General features: G+C 50.9%; 23 protein-coding genes. 16 read left to right on the top strand and 7 right to left on the bottom strand.

What is annotated here, in order from left to right:
• Nucleotides 1–72 precede the first annotated feature (72 nt).
• Nucleotides 73–1,116 (bottom strand): rod shape-determining protein, encoded by a 1,044-nt coding sequence (locus W01_RS08035; RefSeq protein ID WP_173053658.1) that lies wholly within the window; start codon nt 1,114–1,116, stop codon nt 73–75.
• A 113-nt stretch (nt 1,117–1,229) separates the two neighbouring features.
• On the opposite strand from W01_RS08035, the gene gatC reads away from it, so the two are divergent.
• The 9 genes from gatC to W01_RS08080 all read left to right on the top strand — a co-directional run bounded on the left by gatC (nt 1,230) and on the right by W01_RS08080 (nt 9,327).
• The gene (gene gatC / locus W01_RS08040; RefSeq protein WP_173053660.1) at nt 1,230–1,517 is read left to right on the top strand and encodes an Asp-tRNA(Asn)/Glu-tRNA(Gln) amidotransferase subunit GatC; all 288 of its coding nucleotides are present in this window, start codon (nt 1,230–1,232) and stop codon (nt 1,515–1,517) included.
• 18 nt (nt 1,518–1,535) lie between these two features.
• Complete coding sequence (gene gatA, locus W01_RS08045; protein ID WP_173053662.1) at nt 1,536–2,996, top strand: Asp-tRNA(Asn)/Glu-tRNA(Gln) amidotransferase subunit GatA; 1,461 nt, start codon at nt 1,536–1,538, stop codon at nt 2,994–2,996.
• 11 nt (nt 2,997–3,007) lie between these two features.
• Complete coding sequence (gene gatB / locus W01_RS08050; RefSeq protein WP_173053664.1) at nt 3,008–4,456, top strand: Asp-tRNA(Asn)/Glu-tRNA(Gln) amidotransferase subunit GatB; 1,449 nt, start codon at nt 3,008–3,010, stop codon at nt 4,454–4,456.
• Between the two features lie 443 nt (nt 4,457–4,899).
• Nucleotides 4,900–6,399: a glycosyltransferase family 39 protein gene (locus W01_RS08055; RefSeq protein ID WP_173053666.1), complete on the top strand. Its 1,500-nt coding sequence runs from the start codon at nt 4,900–4,902 to the stop codon at nt 6,397–6,399.
• On the top strand, nt 6,383–7,135 hold the full coding sequence (locus W01_RS08060) for a glycosyltransferase family 2 protein (RefSeq protein WP_198421268.1): 753 nt from the start codon (nt 6,383–6,385) through the stop codon (nt 7,133–7,135). Before W01_RS08055 ends, W01_RS08060 begins: the two co-directional genes overlap by 17 nt.
• Nucleotides 7,136–7,144: 9 nt before the next feature.
• Nucleotides 7,145–7,567: a GtrA family protein gene (locus W01_RS08065; RefSeq protein WP_173053668.1), complete on the top strand. Its 423-nt coding sequence runs from the start codon at nt 7,145–7,147 to the stop codon at nt 7,565–7,567.
• Between the two features lie 252 nt (nt 7,568–7,819).
• On the top strand, nt 7,820–8,101 hold the full coding sequence (locus W01_RS08070) for a plasmid mobilization protein (protein WP_173053670.1): 282 nt from the start codon (nt 7,820–7,822) through the stop codon (nt 8,099–8,101).
• A complete protein-coding gene (locus W01_RS08075) occupies nt 8,101–8,316 on the top strand; it encodes a hypothetical protein (RefSeq protein ID WP_173053672.1) in 216 nt (71 codons plus the stop codon). The genes W01_RS08070 and W01_RS08075 overlap by 1 nt, the downstream gene beginning before the upstream one ends.
• A 36-nt stretch (nt 8,317–8,352) precedes the next feature.
• Complete coding sequence (locus tag W01_RS08080) at nt 8,353–9,327, top strand: DNA ligase (protein ID WP_173053674.1); 975 nt, start codon at nt 8,353–8,355, stop codon at nt 9,325–9,327.
• A gap of 10 nt (nt 9,328–9,337) precedes the next feature.
• On the opposite strand, the gene W01_RS08085 is transcribed toward W01_RS08080, so the two are convergent.
• The 5 genes from W01_RS08085 to W01_RS08105 all read right to left on the bottom strand — a co-directional run bounded on the left by W01_RS08085 (nt 9,338) and on the right by W01_RS08105 (nt 13,786).
• Entirely contained in the window at nt 9,338–10,105 is a 768-nt protein-coding gene (locus W01_RS08085) for an SDR family oxidoreductase (RefSeq protein WP_242006913.1), read from the bottom strand.
• Nucleotides 10,105–10,731 carry a thiol:disulfide interchange protein DsbA/DsbL gene (locus tag W01_RS08090; RefSeq protein WP_173053676.1) on the bottom strand — a complete coding sequence of 209 codons (627 nt, stop codon included), beginning with the start codon at nt 10,729–10,731 and terminating at the stop codon, nt 10,105–10,107. Before W01_RS08090 ends, W01_RS08085 begins: the two co-directional genes overlap by 1 nt.
• 215 nt (nt 10,732–10,946) lie before the next feature.
• A complete protein-coding gene (locus W01_RS08095) occupies nt 10,947–11,582 on the bottom strand; it encodes an SPOR domain-containing protein (protein WP_173053678.1) in 636 nt (211 codons plus the stop codon).
• 123 nt (nt 11,583–11,705) lie between these two features.
• Nucleotides 11,706–13,382 (bottom strand): arginine--tRNA ligase, encoded by a 1,677-nt coding sequence (gene argS, locus W01_RS08100; RefSeq protein WP_173053680.1) that lies wholly within the window; start codon nt 13,380–13,382, stop codon nt 11,706–11,708.
• A gap of 155 nt (nt 13,383–13,537) precedes the next feature.
• Nucleotides 13,538–13,786 (bottom strand): FAD-binding domain-containing protein, encoded by a 249-nt coding sequence (locus W01_RS08105; RefSeq protein WP_173055847.1) that lies wholly within the window; start codon nt 13,784–13,786, stop codon nt 13,538–13,540.
• A 158-nt stretch (nt 13,787–13,944) separates the two neighbouring features.
• On the opposite strand from W01_RS08105, the gene W01_RS08110 reads away from it, so the two are divergent.
• Genes W01_RS08110 through mnhG form a run of 6 tightly spaced genes read left to right on the top strand, consistent with a single transcriptional unit; the run spans nt 13,945 to nt 19,990 of the window.
• Complete coding sequence (locus W01_RS08110) at nt 13,945–16,857, top strand: monovalent cation/H+ antiporter subunit A (protein ID WP_173053682.1); 2,913 nt, start codon at nt 13,945–13,947, stop codon at nt 16,855–16,857.
• Complete coding sequence (locus W01_RS08115; protein ID WP_173053684.1) at nt 16,857–17,201, top strand: Na+/H+ antiporter subunit C; 345 nt, start codon at nt 16,857–16,859, stop codon at nt 17,199–17,201. The genes W01_RS08110 and W01_RS08115 overlap by 1 nt, the downstream gene beginning before the upstream one ends.
• The gene (locus tag W01_RS08120; protein ID WP_173053686.1) at nt 17,198–18,826 is read left to right on the top strand and encodes a monovalent cation/H+ antiporter subunit D; all 1,629 of its coding nucleotides are present in this window, start codon (nt 17,198–17,200) and stop codon (nt 18,824–18,826) included. The genes W01_RS08115 and W01_RS08120 overlap by 4 nt, the downstream gene beginning before the upstream one ends.
• Nucleotides 18,823–19,344, top strand: a complete 522-nt coding sequence (locus W01_RS08125) for a Na+/H+ antiporter subunit E (protein WP_173053688.1) — start codon at nt 18,823–18,825, stop codon at nt 19,342–19,344. The genes W01_RS08120 and W01_RS08125 overlap by 4 nt, the downstream gene beginning before the upstream one ends.
• Nucleotides 19,341–19,619: a K+/H+ antiporter subunit F gene (locus W01_RS08130; protein WP_173053690.1), complete on the top strand. Its 279-nt coding sequence runs from the start codon at nt 19,341–19,343 to the stop codon at nt 19,617–19,619. Before W01_RS08125 ends, W01_RS08130 begins: the two co-directional genes overlap by 4 nt.
• A complete protein-coding gene (gene mnhG / locus W01_RS08135) occupies nt 19,616–19,990 on the top strand; it encodes a monovalent cation/H(+) antiporter subunit G (RefSeq protein WP_173053692.1) in 375 nt (124 codons plus the stop codon). The genes W01_RS08130 and mnhG overlap by 4 nt, the downstream gene beginning before the upstream one ends.
• An 82-nt stretch (nt 19,991–20,072) precedes the next feature.
• On the opposite strand, the gene W01_RS08140 is transcribed toward mnhG, so the two are convergent.
• Entirely contained in the window at nt 20,073–20,972 is a 900-nt protein-coding gene (locus W01_RS08140) for a universal stress protein (protein WP_173053694.1), read from the bottom strand.
• Nucleotides 20,973–21,759: 787 nt separating this feature from the next.
• Here W01_RS08140 and W01_RS08145 point away from each other — a divergent pair.
• Complete coding sequence (locus tag W01_RS08145) at nt 21,760–22,989, top strand: NnrS family protein (RefSeq protein ID WP_173053696.1); 1,230 nt, start codon at nt 21,760–21,762, stop codon at nt 22,987–22,989.
• Nucleotides 22,990–23,023 lie beyond the last annotated feature (34 nt).

The following is a 23,023-nucleotide window of genomic DNA, read 5'->3' on the forward strand; positions in this document are numbered from 1 at the left end:
CAAAGTCGGAGAAGAAGGGCATTACTGGACTGTATTAATTTAAAATTATCCACACGCCGTTAAATCTGATGCTTAATCGCTGGTGAAAATTCCACTGTATTTATCCATCCGGTCAAGAGCCTTGCCGGAACCGCGCACCACACAGGTAAGGGGGTCATCCGCAATCAACACGGGCAAACCAGTCTCTTCCATCAATAAGCGGTCGATATCACGCAGCAATGCACCACCACCAGTCAGAACCATCCCCTTCCTGGCGATATCCGAACCCAGTTCAGGGGGGGTCTGCTCTAGCCCGATCTTCACCGCGCTGACAATATTATTAAGTGGATCAGTAAGGGCCTCCAGTATTTCATTACTGGAAATGGTAAAGCTACGCGGCACACCTTCCGCTAAATTACGTCCCATCACCTCCATTTCGCGCACTTCGCTGCCAGGAAATGCCGAACCGATTTCTTTCTTGATCTGTTCTGCGGTCGTTTCGCCAATCAACATGCCATAGTTACGACGAATATAATTAATGATAGCCTCGTCGAACTTATCGCCACCGACACGTATGGACCCGGAATACACCGCACCGCCCAGTGAAATCACACCTACTTCGGTGGTACCACCACCGATATCCACCACCATTGAGCCGTTTGGCTCCTCCACTGGCAGATCAGCGCCGATTGCTGCTGCCATAGGCTCTTCAATCAACTCCACCCGGCGCGCACCCGCACCATACGCTGATTCGCGGATAGCGCGCCGCTCTACTTGGGTGGAGCCACATGGCACACAAATCACGATGCGCGGGCTAGGACTAAAAATGCCGGATTTATGCACTCTCTTGATGAATTGCTTGAGCATTTGTTCGGTGACGGTAAAATCGGCAATTACGCCGTCCCTCATCGGGCGTATGACAGTAATATTGCCGGGCGTACGCCCGAGCATCTGCTTGGCTGCCAGCCCCACCTGCTGAATCACCTTCTTATCGTTCGGGCCACTCCCATGGCGAATTGCTACCACCGATGGCTCATCCAGCACAATGCCTTTGCCACGTGCCCAGATCAGGGTGTTAGCAGTGCCCAAATCTATCGCTAAATCATTAGCAAAATAGTTGTCAAAAAATCCAAACATGAAGAATCCCGGAATAGAAAAAAATGTGCCCAAATATCGCAAAAAATTAGTCTGGCAATGCTATTGATGATAACCTATTACGCTACCTTTAATAAAGATAAAGAATTCAGCCTATGTCGCTCAGTATTAATGATGTCTATAAAGTTGCCCGGCTAGCCAGACTAGGAATGACCGAGCAGGAAGCGCAAACAGCGCACGCCCAGCTTTTGAATATTTTTAGCTTGATCGCCGAAATGCAGGCAGTCGATACTAATGGGATTGCACCGATGTCGCACGCTCAGGATATATCCCAACGCTTGCGTGAGGATGTGGTCACAGAACACAATCAACGTGAACTATTTCAGGCTGCAGCCCCACAAATTAAAAAAGGATTGTATTTAGTACCACAAGTCATCGAATAACTTTCCAGTTCCAAGACCATGCTTAATTCCAGTTTGCTACAGCTAGGCGCCGCATTGCGCAACAAGAAAATTTCCAGCGTTGAATTAACGCAACTGTATCTTCACCGCATCACCGCACTCAACTCAAAACTCAATGCCTACATCACGGTAAATGAAGAGATGAGCTTGATGCAGGCACGTGCAGCTGATGTCCAATTGACGCAATCAAACCCCCATGCTCTCACTGGCATTCCCATTGCTCAGAAAGATATATTCTGTGCAATGGGCTGGCGTACTACCTGCGGCTCGAAAATGCTGTCTAATTTTATTGCCCCCTACGATGCGCATGTGATTGAACAATTCAACCGCGTCGGCGCAGTAAATCTGGGCAAGACCAACATGGACGAATTCGCCATGGGTTCCAGCAATGAAACTTCTTACTTTGGCAATGTAAAAAACCCCTGGAATAACAACGCCGTGCCCGGCGGCAGTTCTGGCGGCAGTGCAGCAGCGGTGTCGGCCCACTTATGCGCAGCAGCCACCGGCACCGACACGGGCGGCTCTATCCGCCAACCAGCCGCACTATGTGGCATCTCAGGCTTGAAACCCACTTATGGCGTCGTATCCCGCTACGGCATGATTGCCTTTGCTTCCAGCCTCGATCAGGCCGGGCCAATGGCCCGCAGCGCAGAAGATTTGGCGCTGCTGCTGAATGTAATGGCCGGTTTCGACGAGCGTGATTCCACCAGCCTGCAACGTGAGGCCGAAGATTACACACGACATTTAAATAAGCCGCTGAATGGCTTGCGCATCGGTCTGCCCAAAGAATTCTTCGCCGCAGGTTTGAGCACAGATGTCGCGCAAGCGATCGAAGCGTCCATTGCCGAATATAAAAAATTAGGTGCCAGTGTGGTAGACATCAGCCTGCCTAACTCGCGCCTGTCTATCCCAGTGTATTACGTGCTGGCCCCGGCTGAAGCCTCCAGCAATCTGTCGCGATACGACGGTGTGCGTTACGGCTACCGCGCGTCGGAATACACCAATCTTGCAGACATGTATGAAAAATCCCGCGCGCAAGGTTTCGGTGAAGAAGTAAAGCGGCGCATTATGATCGGCACTTATGTGCTATCGCACGGTTACTACGACGCCTATTATTTGCAGGCACAGAAAATTCGCCGCTTAATCGCGCAGGATTTTGTCGAAGCATTCAAGCAATGTGACGTCATCATGGGACCAACTACTCCCACCACTGCCTTCAATCTGGCCGAGAAAAACGATGACCCGGTGCAAATGTACCTCTCCGACATCTACACCATCGCGGTGAATCTCGCAGGCCTGCCCGGCATGTCCATCCCGGCAGGCTTCGGCGGCAATGGCCTGCCCGTTGGCTTGCAAATTATTGGCAATTATTTCGACGAGGCGCGCATGCTAAACGTGGCACATCAATATCAGCAGGTGACCGACTGGCACACCCGCACTCCGCAACATATCGAGATGTAAGGAACCGCACCATGCAATGGGAAATCGTTATCGGGTTGGAAGTTCATACTCAACTCTCGACTAGCAGCAAAATTTTTTCTGGCGCTTCGACCGCATTTGGCGCAGAACCCAACACCCAAGCCTGCGCGGTAGATCTGGCGCTGCCAGGCGTATTACCGGTGCTGAACCGTGGCGCAGTGGAACGTGCTATCAGGTTCGGCCTTGCGGTCGATGCGCATATTGCGCCACGCTCCGTGTTTTCACGTAAAAATTATTTTTATCCTGACCTGCCAAAAGGGTACCAGATCAGTCAGTTTGATTTACCCATAATTGGCCAAGGCTCGTTGACTATTCAGGTCCCTACAACGACCACAGGACAAACCTATAAAAAAGTGGTACGACTAACCCGTGCCCATCTTGAAGAAGATGCAGGAAAATCATTGCACGAAGATTTTCATGGCATGACCGGTATCGATCTCAACCGCGCTGGAACACCTCTACTGGAAATTGTCTCGGAACCGGACATGCGCTCTGCCACCGAGGCAGTGGCCTATGCCAAAATGCTGCACACCCTGGTGCGCTGGATCGGCATCTGCGATGGCAACATGCAGGAAGGCTCGTTCCGCTGCGATGCCAATGTCTCCGTGCGTCGCCCGGGGGCTGAATTAGGCACACGCCGCGAGATCAAAAATCTTAACTCGTTCCGCTTTCTACAGCAGGCTATTGAGTACGAAGCACAATGGCAGATAGATACGCTGGAGAACGGCGGTACTATCCAGCAAGCGACAGTGTTGTTCGATTCCGACAAGGGTGAAACTCGCGCGATGCGTAGCAAAGAAGACGCGCACGATTACCGCTATTTCCCGGATCCTGACCTGCTGCCGCTAGCGATTGATAATGAATGGATCGAACAGGTACGCGGCACGCTCCCCGAGCTACCACTATCCAAGCAGGCACGCTATGTTGCCGATCTCGGCCTATCTGTTTACGACGCCGACACTTTGACCTCATCACGAGAAATGGCAGATTTCTTTGAAGCGACGCTAAATGAAGTCCCCAAGGAAGCCAAGCTGTGCGCCAACTGGCTGATGGGTGATGTAAGCGCCTCACTTAACCGTGAAGATCGCGATATTACACAATGCCCAATCTCACCCAAGCAGCTAGGCGGTATGCTTAAACGTATTGCCGATGGAACCATTTCCAACGCCGCCGCCAAGGAAGTTTTCAAGATACTCTGGAGTGAAGGCGGCAACCCCGATACCATTATCGAAACAAAAGGGTTGAAACAGATCTCCGATGTCGGCGCAATGGCGGCAATGGTAGACGAGATTATCGCCGCCAACCCAGCGCAAGTCGCCGAATATCGTAGCGGCAAGGAGAAAGTGTTTGGCTTTTTCGTCGGCCTCGCCATGAAGGCCAGCAAAGGCAAAGCCAATCCTGCACAGATGAATGAAATTCTAAAGCGCAAACTGGCGGGTTAGTGTAATGCTTCGTTCCTCCTGGAACTTAAGCCCTGAAGACCAGATGCTCTAAACTTTGAGCATTATAAGGGTGGCAGAGAAATATTTAACAGATTTACCAACTCGATTGCAGTCGCCAAGCTTAACCTGCCAAGTGACTCTCATATGAGATACTCCTTCTCTTCCGCAACATGTTGCGAGAGAGAAGGAATGATTTTTGTCAGTATTGATGACCACGAAGTAAATAACTTACGAATACTGATGAGATATCCGGGAATAAAATTCCGTTAAAAAGCAAAAAGATGCATAAACATTTTTTCGCTCTTATCCCGCTTTTTCTTTATGTCGTCGTGCTATTTCTAGGTGTCTGGATACGACTTGACCAGTTTCTTGTCCAAACACTAAATGATGACGAATGGCATGCAATACATCAACTAATATTACATAGTCCTCGGGACATCCTAATGTCGTTTGGGTACGCCGACCATAGCATTCCCTTGACTTTGCTGTACTGGATAGAAGCATCGTGGATTGGCCTGAGCGAACTGGGTATGCGATGGCCAATGATGTTGTGCGGGCTTGCAACGTTAGTATTATTACCCTGGTACGTTTGGCGAACAGTCGGGCAGCGAGAAGCAATTTTGTTTGCCTCGATGCTGGCGATATCGCCAATGTTGATTGTTTATAGCCAAACCGCGCGCCCTTACTCTATTACCCTTTTGCTCGGCTATGTTGCACATTTTGCTTTTTGTCGTTACTGCAGCACAACCTCTCATCAGCTTGTTTTTGGTTCCTTATATGGAATAACGGCTGTGCTTGCAACATGGATGCATTTAATTGTAGGTCCGTTTGTGGTTGCCCCATTTCTCTATGAAGGGATTTCAATACTCCGAGCCCCAGCCTCTGAACGTCAATTTCGCTTTCGCCGAATATTGTTCCTTGGATTGCCAACGGCAATCGGCATGTTATTATTTATTTTGCCCCCTCTCTTGGCGAATATCACAGTAATTGGGGAAAAAAGTGGTATTAATGGCCCCAATTGGCAGACAATTGTAGGTGTATGGTATGTATGGTTTGGCACTCCATCGAGTATGGTGATCCTGATCTGCCTCGTGCTAGCGGTAATTGGAGTGCCAAGACTGTGGCGTGAACTGATGGTCGTTCGTAGTGCATTGCTTGGAATGCTCTTAACGCTGGTGATAATTTTGGTGACAAAACCAGCGTGGGTTCATCACCCAGTCACCTTCGGACGTTATCTATTACAAGCAATCCCCTTACTCTTACTTTTTGTGGCCGCTGGTTCTGCCCGGCTTGCTGACGCTCTTGAGCAAAAAATATGGCCAACACGTAAGGTTATCGGGGCTGCGATCCTGTTCACGCCGCCACTATTACTAGCTCTTCAATCGCCTTTAGCTAATATGCTACGACATCCAAATACCAATCTAACGCATCCAGTTTATTACTTTGACTTTCGTCCTGACTACAATTTAATTCTGAAGAGATCCATTAAAGATATCCCTCTCTCTTCCTATTGGTCGCAATTAGCTGCCTTGCCTCGTGATAGTTTGCATATTGCGATTGCACCTTTTTATTTTGAGAGCTACAACTGGGATGCTCCACGCTGGGAGCTCATCAGCGGACAAACTATAATTCCCGCTTATCTCACTGGATTATGTGTGGATTGGCGCTTCGGAGAAATTCTAAATATTGAGCGTTTCAATTTTAAAAATGCTGTTTTCCTGAGTGATCAGGCAAGTCTTGCTAAACACAAGATAGACCTAATTGCTTACCAAAAACCATATATGGTAAAGGAATACAATAATACCCAGCATCTAGTAGGTGAGGATACCTCGAATTGCGAAGCAGCCCTGCGTATCCGATTTGGATTGCCACAGTATGAAGATGATAAAATTATCATCTTTTCTTTGGATACAACTTCAAAGATGCATGGCTATGTTAAATAATAAAAAAATAATGGTAGTTATGCCTGCATTTCGAGCAGGTAAAACACTTGAAATCACATGGCGCAGACTCCCTCATGATATTGTTGATCATATATTGGTAGTAGACGATGCAAGCGATGATGACACGATTTCAATTGCGCAGAAGCTAGGAATTCCACTTAAGCTACATGCATCCAACCTGGGTTATGGCGCCAATCAGAAAACCTGCTATTCCGAGGCCCTTAAGAAAGGGGCAGATATTATTGTAATGGTGCATCCTGATTATCAATATGAACCGCGCTTGGTCACCGCGATGGCAGCTATGATCGAATCAGGTGTGTATGACATGGTGATTGGCTCTAGAATTCTTGGTGGTGGTGCACTCAAAGGAGGAATGCCTGCATGGAAATATATTGCTAATCGCGTGCTTACCGCAATTGAAAATCTGCTGTTAGGCGCAAAACTCTCCGAGTACCACACAGGATATCGTGCATATTCATTAAAATTGTTGCAATCCTTGCCATGGCAACAGAATTCTGATGATTTCGTGTTTGATAATGAACTATTGGCCCAGGCAATTATCAATAATTTCGCTGTCGGCGAAATCTCTGTGCCTACGAAATATTTCGCTGAAGCAAGTTCAATTAATTTTTCTCGCTCGGTTCGATATGGTTTCGGCGTTCTCATCACATCCACTCTAGGTTTTTTAGCCCGCTTCGGAATTTATCGTCACGTTTTATTCCGCAAGCCAGACTGACGCAACGCTATGTCAGACGCTTCTTCGAAAAAATCTGTAGTAGCGTTTCTTCCCGGCAAGATGCCTTCCTGGATCTACAGTTTTTATTTGCACGTCATAGCGGGATTTATCGCAACTGCAGCTCACTACTTCGTAATGTTTGTGTTGATCCAATTTGGAATGACGGGGCTGCTTGCTAGTATGCTCGGTTTCTGCGCGGGAGCCATCACCCGCTTTCTTTTATCATATTTTCACGTTTTTTCACCGACAGCAGGTTTTAGAAAAGCGATGTTTCGCTTTGTGCTGGCATTGTTTATTCAAATGATGGCAAACAGTCTGTTGCTTGGTACCCTGATGACCGCTGGTTTATCAGTGTGGAAAGCGCAAATTGTAACTACAGTAGCTTTAACGATTTTTACTTATATTGGCAGTAAATTATGGGTTTTTCGCTAGCACAGTCAAAAATTAGCCTGATTAGCCACAATGTTCAGCCACGCGAATGAGGTACTCGGGATAGGGCGAAGTGACGGACGAACTCGAAGCAGCCCAATCAAAATGACAGACAAGTCGAAGCGGCGGCACATTAGCGTACCCGCGAAACCTGTAGCTCAGAACGACTGCAAAATGATCAATACCCACATGTTTGACTTCCAATGCTCCTCGTTATAATGTGCATGTCCTGCACATGACAAAAAGGAAATTTACATGGCTACCGCAACCGCACGTGTTCCCGTGCTGATGTCTCCAATGGAAAAAAATCTGTTTGTCGAAAAAGCGCAACAGGCAGGCATCTCGCTTGGCGAGCTGTTTCGCCGTGCCGCGGCTTCTTATCAAACAGGAGAAAACGACACCCTTTTGGAAGGGATGACCATCCAGATACAGAAATCAACCGCTCAGGCAGAAAATGCCATTGATGATGCGTTGGCTTTCGTCGAAAAATCCAATCAAAGAATAGCTCAAATGGAAATTTCAGGGCAAAAAATCTGATGGGCGTTACCGAGAAAATGTGGGACGCTCTCACCACCATCATCAAAATGAACGATAAGGTGGAACGCATGGCGGGGACAATGAAAACTCAGCAGGAAAAAATTGAAAATCTTACTGCGCGAATTATCCGGCTGGAAACAGCCTTGGAAATCGCGCTTTCTGCTGGTATAGCAGGCAAACCATCACCGTCAAAACGTCTCGAACACAAGACCTGAAAATTTGCCACGAGCAATACCTTTTCGGATGGATGCATGACACATTTCACACCTGTTCAGGTGAAAATACCCTGCTGGTCAGGAATCAATCTACCCAGTTGGGTACGGCTTTGTACTTTATCGCTAGCACTTGTGTTTTGTTGTCTACCCCTACGAGCAGCGGGGCTTGCGCCACCTTCAGTCATGCTGGCAAACGTCTTTCGAGGCGATGTCACGCTGGCAGATTATTGGGTGAGTGAAAAATTTGATGGCATGCGCGGTTACTGGGATGGTGAAAAACTATTAACGCGGAACGGCGAGCATATCGAAGCCCCAGCATGGTTTACTACCGGCTGGCCAAAAATTCCTCTCGATGGGGAATTATGGGTTGGCCGCGGCCAGTTTTCCCGCGCAGTTTCCACCGTCAGGAAAAAAATTCCCGACGAAGCCCAGTGGCGCACGCTGCACTTCATGGTATTCGATCTGCCAGCGCATCCAGGTAGCTATTCCGAACGGAATGCGGCATTACAGCCTGTCATCACGCAGATCGGGCAACCATGGGTACACCATGTGGAGCAGTTTAAAGTAGCCGATCAAACCGCTTTGAGGGCAATGCTTAAGCGGGTAGTCAAGCAAGGGGGTGAAGGCCTGATGCTGCATCGCGGCACTTCACTTTACCGGGCAGTCCGCAGCGACGACCTATTAAAACTAAAGCCCTACGAAGATGCCGAAGCCAAGGTAGTCGCTCACCTGCCGGGTAAAGGTAAGTATGCAGGCACATTAGGCGCTTTGGAGGTGGAATCGGCTGACGGATTACGCTTTCGTCTGGGTACTGGGCTATCTAATGTAGATCGGCGCCATCCGCCCCAGTTAGGAAGATGGGTTACCTACCGCTATAACGGACTAAATGAAAAAACCGGTATCCCACGATTCGCTCGCTTCATACGAGTACGCGAAGATTATGACTCTCTCGAGATAGGTAGCGAGTCCTTGATTAACACTTATAAGGATTCCAATCAAAACTTGAATTAAAGGCCGGAAGTTAAAGCAACTTGCGCGGCTTGCGCGGAGCCCGTGAAAACACAAAATCATATAAGTAATTCGGCAGCAGCTTAAGCACGTGCCCGACGAACCCCATCTGCCACGGCACTACCGCAAATGAGCTGCCAGAAGCAATTGCTCGTGCAATACGGCGCGCTGCTTCGTCGGCTGACAAAATAAAAGGCATGGCGTAAGGGTTGACGGCGGTCATCGGCGTTTTGATGTAGCCAGGACAGATAGTGACTACACGCATCCCGCTACCACGCAATTCCACACGTAAACTTTCCATATAAGAGATGAGCGCCGCCTTGGATGAGGAATAGGCACCCGCCCCCGGCAACCCCCGAAATCCTGCCACACTGGCGATACCAACCAATAAGCCCTGTCCGGCCTCACGCATAGGCACTAGGAACGGTTGAAAAGTTTTGATTACACCTAACATATTAATATCCATCATCTGCTGGAAAACATCAATGTCCTCAGCATATTCAGTGAGCGTTCCAACACTAATACCGGCATTGGCAATCACGATATCCGGCACACCGGCGCGCGCAATGAAGCTCTGCGCCGCCGCTTGCACGGCAGCTGAATCACGCACATCCAGTGGATAACAATAAACTTGCTGGGGGAACTGCTTAGAGAGGTCTTGCAGACAATCAGCGCGACGGGCGAGCACCCCAACCATCGCGCCTTGCTCAAGATAATAACGCGCCAGCGCCAAACCCAGGCCGCTGGATGCGCCGCTGATAACGACGCGTTGTACGGCCACTAACGTTTGCCCGCGCGCTCCTTGCGTGCCTTGTCGATCAAATAGTTCAACACTTTAATGCTTTCATCCGGTCCTAGGCCGCTAATTAGATATTTGCCGTCCACCGTCAGCGACGGTGTGCCGCGAATGCCATTTATCTGCGCCAATTGTTTGCTGCGTGTTATCTTGCTTTGCATGGCGAAGGAATTATAGGCGTCGCTGAATTTCTTGCGATCTACGCCGCGCTGACCAACAAATTCAACGATCTTGGCCTCGTCGCTCAGATCAATATTGTCCACGTTCCAAGCATTAAACAGGTCGTCGTGCAGCCGCTTTTGCTGTCCCAGCAATTCCAACGTGTAATAAGTACGTGCCATCGGCTCCCAAGAGTTATTGAAAATGGTCGGCACATAGACTAATTCAACATCTTTAGCCATTTTTTTCTCCCACGCGGTCAGCGCTGGGTGCATCTTGAAACAGTGTGAACAACCGTAAAAGAAAAATTCCAACACCTCAATTTTACTGCCTGCGCGCGTTGGCTGCACCGTATTGAGCACTTTGTAATCCTTGCCCAGTTCAGGTTCCGCAAAAACTTGGTTAACACATAGCAACGCTAGCACCACAAAAATCTGTTTGATGAATTTCATATCTATCTCCATGCAAAGTTAGGACTGCCAACACAAATATATCATTATGCGACTCTCTACTCTTTGTTTGTTATGCATATTTTTTACTGCCTAACAAATAATATCCAATACGGTTTCATGCGAATAGGGAATGTTCGGATTAAACGTCAAATTAAACACTTCAGTAGCTGAATGAATAGACCCCTGCTTCTTTAGCCAGTGAGTATATCTCTCAGCTATTTCGCAAGCATTGGAGTAGCACTTACCCCATTTTGTTTCAACACTGCCAATGCATTATTCATTTCCTCTCTGCCCTTGTAAGGACCGACGTGCACACGATGCCACACCCCTTTATCAGGAATGGTCGCGATTTGCACACTGGCTTCTATACCGAGCATAGCCAACTTGGCTTTTAATTTATCCGCATCCTCCGCATTGGAAAATGAACCCGCCTGTAAAAAATAAATTTCTTTCGCAGTAGCATTGCCCGCAGACTGAACAGGTGCAGACTTATTCTCTATCGTTGCCACATTGTCGCTGCTTTTTTGTATAAGGACCGTTGCATCTTGTTTGTCAGTTAACACCTTGTAAAATTCAAAGCGCGGTTTGCCTTCATCCACACCTGATGCAGCCGCAGAAGTGGGTGCCTGAGCAGTTTTTGCGACCGATGCGGGAAACTGCTTCTCAGAGTCCGCCGCAAGCTTAGTCGTTTCATGCGGTACATTATTTACGAACGAGCTGGGGGTCTTTAAAATGTACCATGCCACTCCACCCGCAATAACCAGCCCCACTACCATACCGACCAAAATGCCAGTCAGTAACGAACTACCTTGGCGGGGTGCTGCGGATCGAGTGCTACTGTTTTTACTCATATAATTAATCTTTAAAAAAATTTATTCATGCTCGTGAAGTTCGTCGAACAACCAATAGAATCGGCAACTTCACATTTTGTTTCGACCTCGCGGATTTTCATCCCACAGTAGAAGGAACCCAGCCTACATTTTTTCCGGTGCGGAAACACCCAACAATACCAAGCCGTTGCGCATGACCTGTGCCACCGCAGCAATCAACGCCAACCGCCCCAGTTTTATACCTTCTTCCTCAACCAGGAAGCGCGAAGCATTATAATAGCTGTGAAAATCAGCAGCCAAATCTTTCAAGTAGAACGCTATCAGGTGCGGTGCCAAATCTTCCGCAGCGCTTTCGATCACCTGCGGATAGTCAATCAGACGTTGCAACAAGGCGCGCTCGTAGTCACTTTCAAGCGCACTCACATCGGCGTGGTGTAACGCTGCAACATCGCCGCCCCACTGCCCCAACACGCTACAAATACGCGCATGAGCATACTGAATATAATACACAGGGTTTTCATTGCTCTGCGATTTCGCTAGATCAATGTCGAACACCAGTTGAGAATCGGGATGGCGCGCCGCGAGGAAGAAGCGCGTAGCATCGCAGCCTACTTCATCAATCAAGTCACGTAGGGTGACGTAGCTCCCCGCGCGTTTGGATATTTTCACCTCTTCGCCATTGCGCAGCACCGTCACCATCTGGTGCAGCACATAATCCGGCCAACCTTGCGGAATGCCAATATCCAAAGCTTGCAACCCCGCACGCACACGGGTGATGGTGCTGTGATGATCCGCGCCCTGTTCATTAATGACGCGGGTAAAGCCACGTCGCCATTTATCCAAGTGGTAAGCGATATCCGGCACAAAATAAGTAAAATTGCCATCGCTCTTGCGCATTACGCGGTCTTTGTCGTCACCAAAATCTGTTGTGCGCAGCCATAGTGCATTGTCCTGCTCATACGTATGGCCACTGGCAATAAGCTTGCTGACAACTTCCTCTACTTTTCCTTCGGTATAGAGTGCAGACTCCAGCGAATACACATCGAAATTTACTCCGAAGGCGCGTAAATCGAGGTCCTGTTCACTGCGCAGATAAGCTACCGCAAAATGACGGATGGCAGTGGCATCATTTATATCACCCGATGCCCGCACGTGCTGATCGTCGGCTTCCACCGCTTCTTGCGCCAAATACGCACGGGCGACATCGGTGATGTAATCACCGCGATAACCATTTTCAGGCCACGACGGATCATCAGGTGTCACACCCTTGCAGCGCAACTGTACTGATAGGGTGAGATTATCGATCTGCGCACCAGCATCGTTATAGTAAAACTCCCGCGTCACATTCCAACCTGCCGTCTGCAACACGCGGCACAAACAATCACCCACTGCCGCACCACGACCATGTCCCACATGCAACGGCCCGGTCGGGTTGGCCGAGACGAACTCCACCCCCACATTGCGCCCCGCACCCAGATGAATATGTCCATAGCTCGCCCCTGCCTGCAGCACGCTGTGCACCACATTCTGTTTGGCTGCAGTCGTAATGAATACATTAATGAAACCCGCTCCCGCAATCTCCACCTTTTCTACTACTAGAGATGCAGGCAAGGCTGCGACCAATGCTTGCGCAATGTCACGTGGAGATTTGCGCAGCGGCTTTGCCAGCTGCATCGCCAGGTTACAGGCGTAATCGCCATGCAGCACTTGTTTTGGACGCTCGATGAGAATGTCGGTCTGTGTCGCTTCGGGTGCAACAACACGCACAGCCTGCGCGAACAATTCGGAAAGATGGGATTTAAAATTCAGGACAGCAAACATTACACAACACTTTCACAAGAAGCGCGAATTATAGCACTTGATGAGACAACCAATGACTGGGTACAACGACTCAGTACTTGCGCGCACACTGTGAATCATCTCCTCGACCTACCGAGCTGGCCAAGACACTTCTACAATCCCGAATCAAACGCAGTTCATTTTTTGACCACAGCATAGCGGTCCAACGTTTTCAGGCGTGCCAGATCGTGCATGACCATCGGTGCCGGATAGTTTTCACCGAAAACAATCCCGGCCTTTATCCGTTCTGTTTCAGAAAGCAGCCAAGGTGCATGAATACGCTTGGCATCAAGCTTTGCCAATTGCGGCAGATAGCGCCGTATAAATTTTCCCTCAGCATCGAATTTTTCCGATTGCGTGACTGGATTGAAGATCCGCCTGTTAATTTAGCTGTTAACAATTATCATACAGACGGTATGATTTCTGGTGTATAAATTCATTGCATCGCTTAGTCTGTACTGATCACTTCTTTCGCTCTGAACATTACTTTCCACTCATTAAACTTTTTTACCTTATCTGCTACTTTAATAACGGACACTGCCGGATGCCTACGCTGCTGTTGATTCTTATTTTGCTTCCCTTTGTTGGCAGCGCAGTTGCGGCATGCATGCCGGCCAATGCACGTAATCGGGAAGCCATACTGGCGAGCGTTGTGACCTTATCCGGGTTGCTGGTGACGGTTCTCCTTTATTCGAAAGTGGGCAATGGCGAAATCGTACATTACCGCGCCACATGGTTGCCAGCCTATGGGGTGGATTTCGCGTTGCGCATGGACGGTCTTGCCTGGGTGTTCGTCATGCTGGTGTTGGTGATCGGCCTATTGGTGATGCTGTACGCACGCTACTATATGTCGCCCAAGGACCCCGTTCCAAGGTTCTTTTCCTTTTTGCTTGCCTTCATGGGCGCCATGCTGGGGGTAGTGCTTTCAGGAAACCTCATACAGCTGGTGGTGTTCTGGGAGCTGACAAGTCTCACGTCGTTTCTTCTGATTGGCTACTGGCATCATCGTATCGACGCCCGCCGCGGTGCCCGCATGGCATTCACAGTTACCGCGACCGGTGGATTGTGTTTGTTATTCGGCGTCCTGATTCTCGGTCACATCGTCGGCAGTTATGACCTGGACGCGGTACTGGCAGCAGGTGACTTGGTGCGCGCGCATCCGTGGTACCTGGCGGCGCTCATCTTTATCGCTCTTGGGGCGCTCACCAAAAGTGCCCAATTCCCTTTTCATTTCTGGCTGCCGCACGCGATGGCCGCCCCTACCCCCGTGTCAGCCTATCTGCATTCGGCCACGATGGTGAAGGCAGGTATATTTTTGCTGATACGCCTGTGGCCGACATTGTCCGGCAGCCAGGAATGGGTGTGGATCATCGCTGGCGCGGGCATCTGTACGATGCTGCTCGGCTCTTTCGCAGCGATTTTCCAGCATGACATGAAGGGTCTGCTGGCGTACTCGACTATCAGCCACTTGGGCCTGATCACGTTATTACTGGGTCTGGGTACACCGCTTGCCATGGTTGCGGCGGTGTTCCACACCTTTAATCACGCCATCTTCAAGGCGTCTTTGTTTATGGCCGCAGGTATCATTGACCATGAATGCGGAACCCGCGATATACGCATACTGCGCGGGCTTTACCGGCAAATGCCATTCACGGGTACGCTGGCCATCGTAGCCAGCGCCGCAATGGCCGGCGTGCCGCTTCTCAACGGGTTCCTTTCCAAGGAAATGTTCTTTGCTGAAACTGCGCTAGTGGGCGGCACAAAAGATTGGTCGATGTCGGTCGTCGCGGTGATGATGGGAATTTTCAGTGTGGCTTATTCCTTGCGTTTCATTAGCGTCTTTTTTGGAAAGCCGAGTCAAGCCTTGCCGAAAATGCCGCACGAACCGCCACGCTGGATGCGATTCCCGGTCGAGATACTGGTAGTGCTGTGCCTGGTGGTCGGGGTCGCACCCGGCCCTAGCGTAGAACCCACCCTCAAGCTTGTGGTTGCATCCGTACTCGGCGAGCGTACGCCCGCTTTTAGCCTGCAAATATGGCATGGTTTTAACGTGCCGCTTCTCAAGAGCGTAATAGCGCTACTGGGCGGAATCACGTTCTATGTCTTGCTACGCAAATACTTTGCGCTTGCCACTAGAGACAAGACGCCGCTACTGAACAGGTTCAATGGTGCGCAAGCCTACGAGACCACAATCTTGCGCTTGGGCGTGGCGGCGTCCTGGCTCGTGAAATGGCTCGGCACCCAACGTCTGCAACCACAAATGCTGCTGCTAATGGTGGCGCTGATCGGCATACCGCTATTGCTTGTCCAGCCCTTGCCGAAATTCGCCAAACCTGTCATTGCCGGATCCGATGCATTGTTCGCGTTGATGTGGTTGATAGGCTGCGCGTGCGCAGTGACTGCCGCCTGGCAAGCCAAATATCATCGTCTTGCCGCGCTCATGCTAGTGGGTGGTACCGGCATCGTCACCAGCCTGACCTTTCTGTGGTTGTCGGCTCCTGATTTGGCATTGACACAATTGATGGTGGAGACCGTCACTACCGTGCTGATCCTTCTTGGCCTACGCTGGTTGCCCCCGCGTTTGACGCCACGTGAATTGAACATTCAGGTGCCGCATCGGGTATGGCTTCGCCGTTCGCGCGACATGCTGGTTGCCGTGGTTGGCGGCGTAGGCATGGCCGCCCTCAGCTACGCGATACTGACCCGGCCAGCGCCGCAAGGTATCGGCAATTTCTTCCTGTTAAGCGCGCTGTCCGAAGGCGGAGGAAGCAACGCAGTCAACGTGCTCCTAGTTGACTTTCGCGGCTTCGACACCATGGGAGAGATTACCGTGCTGGCCATTGTGGCATTGACGGTATATGCATTGCTGCGCCGCTTCCGTCCCGCACCGGAGAGCATGGCCATTCCTGCGCAACGGGTCAATGACGTCGATCCGGTGGCGCGGCAAGCACCAGCGCAGCAAGCCAATAACGGATATCTGTTGGTCTCCGGCGTTTATCTGCGCTTCCTGCTGCCATTCATGATCGTCGTCGCGGTGTACTTCTTTCTGCGCGGGCATAATTTGCCGGGCGGCGGTTTCGTTGCCGGACTGATCTTTGCGGTGTCGATCATCGTGCAATACATGCTGGCGGGTACGGTTTGGGTGGAATCACGATTTGGCCTGCGAACTCATCTCTGGATTGCGTATGGACTCGTCATTGCCTGTCTGACAGGACTTGGCGCATTCTTGTTTGGCTATCCGTTTCTCACCAGTCACACAGCAAGGTTGCACCTGCCGCTCTTGGGAGAAATTCATGTCCCGAGCGCCTTCTTTTTTGACTTGGGGGTGTTCGTAACGGTGGTCGGTACCACCATGCTGATCCTGGTGGCGCTAGCGCACCAATCGGTACGCAGTCACCGGCTGCCGCAAGCCATGCCTGCCGCCACCCAGACCGCTTCTGCACCGGAGACCATCTGATGGAACTTGTTATCGCGCTCGCCATCGGCATTTTGTTCGGATCGGGTATCTGGTTGATCCTGCGCCCGCGCTCCTTCCAGGTATTGACTGGACTACTGTTGATGTCTTACGCGGTCAACCTGTTCATCTTCATGATGGGACGTCTGTGGATTGATCGTCCACCTTTGACGCTTGGCACGCAATTGCCCGATCCGGCCACGGTTGCCGATCCTTTGCCGCAAGCGCTGGTGTTGACTGCGATCGTGATTGGCTTTGCCACCACGGCACTCTATCTCGTGATCATGATCGGCTCGCGCGGCCTGACCGGCACCGATCATGTAGATGGCCGGGAGCCGGATCAATGAACCTGGCATGGGATCAACACCTGATCGTTGTGCCCGTGTTGCTGCCGCTGCTGTGCGGCGCGCTGCTGATTGCCCTCAACGAACGACGCCATCATCTCAAGTTTTTCATTAACCTGGGGTCGGTGATTTGCCTGCTCGTGGTAGCGGCTCGACTGATGTGGATGGCCGATAGCGGCCACTGGCCGCAAGGCATCGGCGTTTACCTGGCGGCGAACTGGGCGGCACCATTCGGTATCGCGCTGGTAGCCGACCGTCTGGCGGCACTGATGCTGCTGCTGACAGCGGTACTAGCGACGACTGCGTTGCTCTATTCCATGCAGCGCTGGAGCCGCATCGGCGTGCATTTTCATTCGCTGTTCCAGTTCCTACTGATGGGTATCAACGGCGCCTTCCTGACGCACGATCTTTTTAACTTGTTCGTATTCTTTGAAGTCATGCTGGCCGCTTCCTACGGGCTGGTGCTGCATGGCTACAACGTGACACGTATCCGCGCTGGAATGCAGTACATCGCCATCAACCTCGCAGCCTCACTATTGTTCCTGATCGGCGTTGCGCTGATCTACGCCAGCACGGGCACATTGAACATGGCTGATCTGGCTATGCGACTGCCTGCAATCAATACAGATGGACTGGCGTTGCTGAAAATTGGCGTGGCAGTGCTGGCTATTGCTTTTCTCGCCAAAAGCGCAATGTGGCCGCTTGGTTTCTGGCTGCCGGCCACCTATGCGGCGGCGTCACCCCCGGTGGCGGCAATGCTCGTGCTGATGACCAAGGTCGGCGTGTATGTGATTCTTCGTGTATGGCTTTTGATTTTTTCCGGCGAAGCGGGCGCGGCCGCCGGTTTCGGCTTAGATGCCCTGCTTTGGGGCGGCATGGCAACCATCGTATTCGGCGCGGCTGGCATGCTGGCAAGCGAGGCGCCGGGACGCTTGGCAGGCTTTGGCGCGATTGTTTCGTCCGGCATTCTGCTGTCGGTAATCGGCTATGGACAACCTTCGCTGGTGACCGCGGGCTTGTACTACCTGCTCGGATCGACTCTTGCACTGGGGGCTTTCATGTTGCTGCTCGAATTGATCGAACGCATTCGCTCACCGAGCGCAGCGGTTCTGGCATTGACAATGGAAGTCTTTACAATCGAGGAAGCCCCTGACGAGCCGGTGGGCGAGAGTATCCCGGGCGCGCTCGCATTCCTCGGCCTGTCGTTTGCCGGCTGTGCGCTGATTATCACAGGATTGCCGCCGCTTTCCGGTTTCGTTGCGAAATTCGGCTTGTTCCATGCGCTTCTCAATCCCGGCGTAGCGGGCAGCACGCCCACGCCTGCTACCTGGGCACTGATGGCCTTGATTCTGTTGTCAGGCCTGGCAGCCACCATAGCATTGCTGCGCTTCGGCGTGAGGACCTTCTGGGCGACAGGCAAAATTTCACCGCTTCACCTGCCATTCACCGAAGCGGCTCCGATCAGCCTGCTGTTGCTGCTTTGCGTTGTACTGACGGTACAGGCAGGACCGGTTCTCGCTTATCTGGAGCGTACGACGGCAGATTTGCATCACCCCCAGCACTACATAAATAAGGTACTGTCGGAGCCCGTCATCCCAGGTCCGCTGGGTAAAAAGGAAGCGCAATGAAGCGCTGGCTGCCATCATCGCTGCTGTCGGGAATGCTGTTTGTGCTCTGGCTGCTGCTCAACCAGAGTCTGGATCCAGCCCATCTGCTGCTGGGCGCAGTGCTTGCCATCGTCGCACCGTTGCTGGCACGAACCCTGATGCAGCCAATCGGCTATCCACGATTGGCAAAACCCGTAATGCTGATTCGCTTGCTGGGAATGGCGCTGGTGGAAATTGTGCGTTCCGCGATTACCGTGAGCCGCTTGATCCTGTTTCCCAAGCCGGATGGACTGAACTCTCAATTCATTAAAATTCCACTCGATCTGCGTAACCCATACGGTTTGGCATTGCTGTCATGCCTGATCAATTCGACCCCGGGGACAGTTTGGGTAGAAATCTTACCGAACCGGCACGTATTGGTGCTGCACGTGTTCGACCTGCACAATGAAGAGTGGTGGGTTGATACCATCAAGACCCGTTATGAAAAGCCCATTATCGACATTTTTCACGAGGAAGTTCATGAGGAAAATCCACCATGATTAGCCTGCTGGCACTGGCAATAAACTACGCGCTGATTTGTGTCGTGATTGCCATGCTGTTTTGCACCGTTCGGCTGTTGATCGGGCCGACGGCGCATGACCGTGTGCTTGCGCTGGACACGCTGTGGATGTGCGGTATGCTGCTGGCGCTGACCCTCGGCATGCGTTTCGGCAGCCAGATCTATTTCGAAGCGGCGCTACTCATTGCGCTGCTCGGTTTTGTGTCAACTATTGCCTTGGCAAAATTTCTGATGCGCGGAGAGATCATCGAATGAATGAAATGGAAACCATCCCACTATGGGCCGCGGCCTTGCTTGTGTCGTTATTGATACTAGGAGGAAGCATCATCCTGATTGGCGCTCTTGGATTAATACGCCTGCCCGATTTCTATCAGCGCATCCATGGTCCGGCAATTATCGTCACGCTTGGTACGGGATGTGTGTTGATGGCGTCCATGCTTTATTTCACCGTGCTGCAATCGCGATTGGTGCTTCATGAATTGCTGATCGCTGTCTTTGTCTTGATGACTGCTCCGGTCGTGTCAATGCTCATCATGCGGGCAGCGGTGTATCGTGACTTACGCGCCCGCAAACGCGACAGCGGGGTTGGGTCTGGTGACGTCTACCGTTTTCCCGAGCAGGAATAAAAGCGATTAATAGCTTCAGAAGCATGTAGCTATTTCAGGAATTGAAATGCTCTGAAAAACCTTCCGCTGAATGCTAATGCTCTTAAACAGCGAGCGGAGGTACAACCATAATGTCGCATTTTGTCCAGTGGATCGTGTCACGAGTAACGCTGCCTACAATCAATTCTTCAATGCGTGAGCGCCCATGTTTTCCTATAACGATTAAATCTGTTTGCATTTTTTCAGCGTAGTCACGCACGATCGCACTGGGATGACCAAGAACAACGTCGCGCATTATGCCCCGCCGCGAAGTATCGAGATCATCAATGAACTTGTTCAATGCCAGAAGGGCTTCCTGGCGAGTCTTTATGCGGTAGCGATCAATGGCGTCCTGGGAAACACCTGCATAAGACAATTTACTTGCAAACATAACGTCATAGACATGAAGAAACGTGATTTCCGCTTGTGGTTCTATTTGGAGCGCCAACTGTGCGGCCTGCCTCGAATCATCCGAAAAATCTACAGGAACAAGGATATTTCGATATGGGAAAGTCGGTTCGTTTTTCACCACCAATAAAGGTCGCCTGCAGCGTCGGATCAACTTGTCGGCCGTATTTCCGAGAAAGATATCGGTGAAGAAATTGCTGCCGTGCGCACCAATCACAATCAAGTCTGCAAAAATTTCCTCACTTCGGGCCGATATCTCAATAGCAGGCTGGCCGAATCGCACGGTGCAGGTAAATTTGACGCCGCATTCATCGGATAACCCGCTGGCCCTGGCCTGCAGTTCGCGGAGAACCGCATGGGTAACCTCTGTATTGGCTGCTTCAGGTGACTTATTCATGAGGCGCGCAAGCTCCTCAAGTTGCACGTACTCTTTCACTGTCATTAGTTCCGCTATGTTGTATTTGTGTCCCGTACACAGCATAGCAGCGCGCTTTTCCGCTCTCTCTGCCCGCTCCGAAAAATCGGTAGCAACGAGAATATTTTGTATGTCTGACATATTGCCACTCCTTGAAATGAAGCTACTTATATGATTAAAGAATCACGCTGATACCCCCTCAACATCACAGGGTTTCCGAAGGCTGTTGAGACAGGAACCCGTTACGCTTGATCCCGATCAAACACCGCCGCGAAACTACCTACTTCTACCTCCGACTGGAACACGCACCTGAACTGAAACCGATCCATTATGCACTTCAAAGCGGGGACGATTGATGGGCCTCTTCAGCTTTGGCCCATACCTTCAGGGCTTGACGGCCTCACTGGCGCACCCGAGTGCCAGCCTGATCTAAGTCGTCGTCTTCTCTTGCTGTCTGATCCGATGTTACCGTCACTAACATACAAACCATCCTTAGCGTGAATAAATGCCTCCGGTTGGCCAAGCGTTGGTACGTCGCGGTAAGCGTGAACATTGCGCAAATGCTGTTGTGCAAGGGCGGTCCCAATGACACCGACCGATGCGCCCAGCATATCTCCAGGCTTGCCTTGTCCACACTCTGCGAATGATTGCGTGTCTTTGGCCTGACCAAACGTGTCGCCGGAACTTAGGATTCAATCATAACCAAAATCAGCCAGATGAAGTCTCGCTATGCATGAAGCTGATAATTTCGTTTAAACGAAATTCATCAACTCACAAGTAAAATATCAGCTAATACTACCAACTAGGGCCGCATGACGGTTGCTCAGGCATCCCCCAATATCGTCGTTTAGATCTTTGATCGGCATTTATAATATGCCGCTCGAACTATTACACTGCGCGATTAAGCGCAGATAAATCACACGAACTTATGCTTACTTTAAATCAATGGTATATCTTTATTGCCGCACCTCACCGCGTCATGTTCTTCGGCGGCGCACTGCAAGCACTCGCCGTGATGGTGTGGTTGTTGACTGAATTGGTGACAAGGTATAGTGTGCTCTGGCATCCCATACCTTGGACAATTGCACCCAGTGCCGCGCACGCATGGTTGATGATTTACGGCCTGTTTCCGTTGTTCATGTTCGGCTTTCTGATGACTACCTATCCGCGCTGGATGAAAGGTAGCGAAATTCCGCCGCATCGATATGTACCTGCTTTTGTGCTGCTCATGTTAGGAGCGCTCAGTTTCTATATTGGGCTCATGGTTAGCCATACCCTATTGATTGTTGCCATCTTCAGCACACTATCGGGATGGATCTTGGCACTGTATGCACTGTTGCGCGTATTGCTTGACACGCCACACCAAAACAAACGTCACCCGCAACTCATTTTCATCGCACTAAGCCTGGGTTGGTGCGGCCTCGTTGCCTACCTCATCTGGTTATTGGGTGACGACGCAGTATGGCTACGTTTCTCTATTCAAGGCGGACTGTGGCTATTCTTGTTACCGGTATTTTCCAGTGTTGCGCATCGCATGATTCCATTCTTCACCGCCAGTGCGCTGACGCATAACTATATCCCGAGCCCGTATTGGGCCTGGTGGATCATGTTAGTTGCCAGCGCGGGGCATGGTCTGCTGCAACTCAATGATGCCTCCGCCTGGCTTTGGCTATGCGACGCGCCACTGGCCATCGTGGCACTCTATTTGACGCACAGCTGGGGATTGCGCCGCAGTCTAAAATTCCCGCTGCTGGGCGTATTGCACATCGGTTTTGCCTGGCTTGGCATCGCCATGCTGCTGTTCACCGTGCAAAGTTTTGTGCTCTTCATCAGCCACGGCAAAACCTTTATCTGGGGGCTTGCACCCTTGCATGCACTGACCATAGGCTGCTTCTCCACTTTGCTGATCGGCATGGCCACACGCGTCACACTCGGCCATTCTGGGTTGCCGATGAAAGTGGGTAACCCGATCAATTTAATGTTTATGGGATTGCAGCTTGTCGCCGTGCTGCGCGTGCTGGCGGACATGTTGCCGATACAAGCTGGACACTGGCTGTATGTCGCTGCTGGAACAGTCTGGCTGGTGTGCTTTGGGTCTTGGGTGGTGCGCTATTTACCCGTCTACTGGCGACCACGCACCGATGGTCGACCCGGTTGAACTGCACCAACAACATATCACGCAATCTAACGAG

It is taken from the genome of Candidatus Nitrotoga sp. AM1P, assembly GCF_013168275.1.
Lineage (GTDB): Bacteria > Pseudomonadota > Gammaproteobacteria > Burkholderiales > Gallionellaceae > Nitrotoga.

Coding starts and splice junctions, on each gene's coding strand:
- W01_RS08035 (WP_173053658.1), bottom strand. CDS start 1,116: ATGTTTGGATTTTTTGACAACTATTTTGCTAATGATTTAGCGATAGAT.
- gatC (WP_173053660.1), top strand. CDS start 1,230: ATGTCGCTCAGTATTAATGATGTCTATAAAGTTGCCCGGCTAGCCAGA.
- gatA (WP_173053662.1), top strand. CDS start 1,536: ATGCTTAATTCCAGTTTGCTACAGCTAGGCGCCGCATTGCGCAACAAG.
- gatB (WP_173053664.1), top strand. CDS start 3,008: ATGCAATGGGAAATCGTTATCGGGTTGGAAGTTCATACTCAACTCTCG.
- W01_RS08055 (WP_173053666.1), top strand. CDS start 4,900: ATGTCGTTTGGGTACGCCGACCATAGCATTCCCTTGACTTTGCTGTAC.
- W01_RS08060 (WP_198421268.1), top strand. CDS start 6,383: ATGGCTATGTTAAATAATAAAAAAATAATGGTAGTTATGCCTGCATTT.
- W01_RS08065 (WP_173053668.1), top strand. CDS start 7,145: ATGTCAGACGCTTCTTCGAAAAAATCTGTAGTAGCGTTTCTTCCCGGC.
- W01_RS08070 (WP_173053670.1), top strand. CDS start 7,820: ATGGCTACCGCAACCGCACGTGTTCCCGTGCTGATGTCTCCAATGGAA.
- W01_RS08075 (WP_173053672.1), top strand. CDS start 8,101: ATGGGCGTTACCGAGAAAATGTGGGACGCTCTCACCACCATCATCAAA.
- W01_RS08080 (WP_173053674.1), top strand. CDS start 8,353: ATGACACATTTCACACCTGTTCAGGTGAAAATACCCTGCTGGTCAGGA.
- W01_RS08090 (WP_173053676.1), bottom strand. CDS start 10,731: ATGAAATTCATCAAACAGATTTTTGTGGTGCTAGCGTTGCTATGTGTT.
- W01_RS08095 (WP_173053678.1), bottom strand. CDS start 11,582: ATGAGTAAAAACAGTAGCACTCGATCCGCAGCACCCCGCCAAGGTAGT.
- argS (WP_173053680.1), bottom strand. CDS start 13,382: ATGTTTGCTGTCCTGAATTTTAAATCCCATCTTTCCGAATTGTTCGCG.
- W01_RS08110 (WP_173053682.1), top strand. CDS start 13,945: ATGCCTACGCTGCTGTTGATTCTTATTTTGCTTCCCTTTGTTGGCAGC.
- W01_RS08115 (WP_173053684.1), top strand. CDS start 16,857: ATGGAACTTGTTATCGCGCTCGCCATCGGCATTTTGTTCGGATCGGGT.
- W01_RS08120 (WP_173053686.1), top strand. CDS start 17,198: ATGAACCTGGCATGGGATCAACACCTGATCGTTGTGCCCGTGTTGCTG.
- W01_RS08125 (WP_173053688.1), top strand. CDS start 18,823: ATGAAGCGCTGGCTGCCATCATCGCTGCTGTCGGGAATGCTGTTTGTG.
- W01_RS08130 (WP_173053690.1), top strand. CDS start 19,341: ATGATTAGCCTGCTGGCACTGGCAATAAACTACGCGCTGATTTGTGTC.
- mnhG (WP_173053692.1), top strand. CDS start 19,616: ATGAATGAAATGGAAACCATCCCACTATGGGCCGCGGCCTTGCTTGTG.
- W01_RS08140 (WP_173053694.1), bottom strand. CDS start 20,972: ATGTCAGACATACAAAATATTCTCGTTGCTACCGATTTTTCGGAGCGG.
- W01_RS08145 (WP_173053696.1), top strand. CDS start 21,760: ATGCTTACTTTAAATCAATGGTATATCTTTATTGCCGCACCTCACCGC.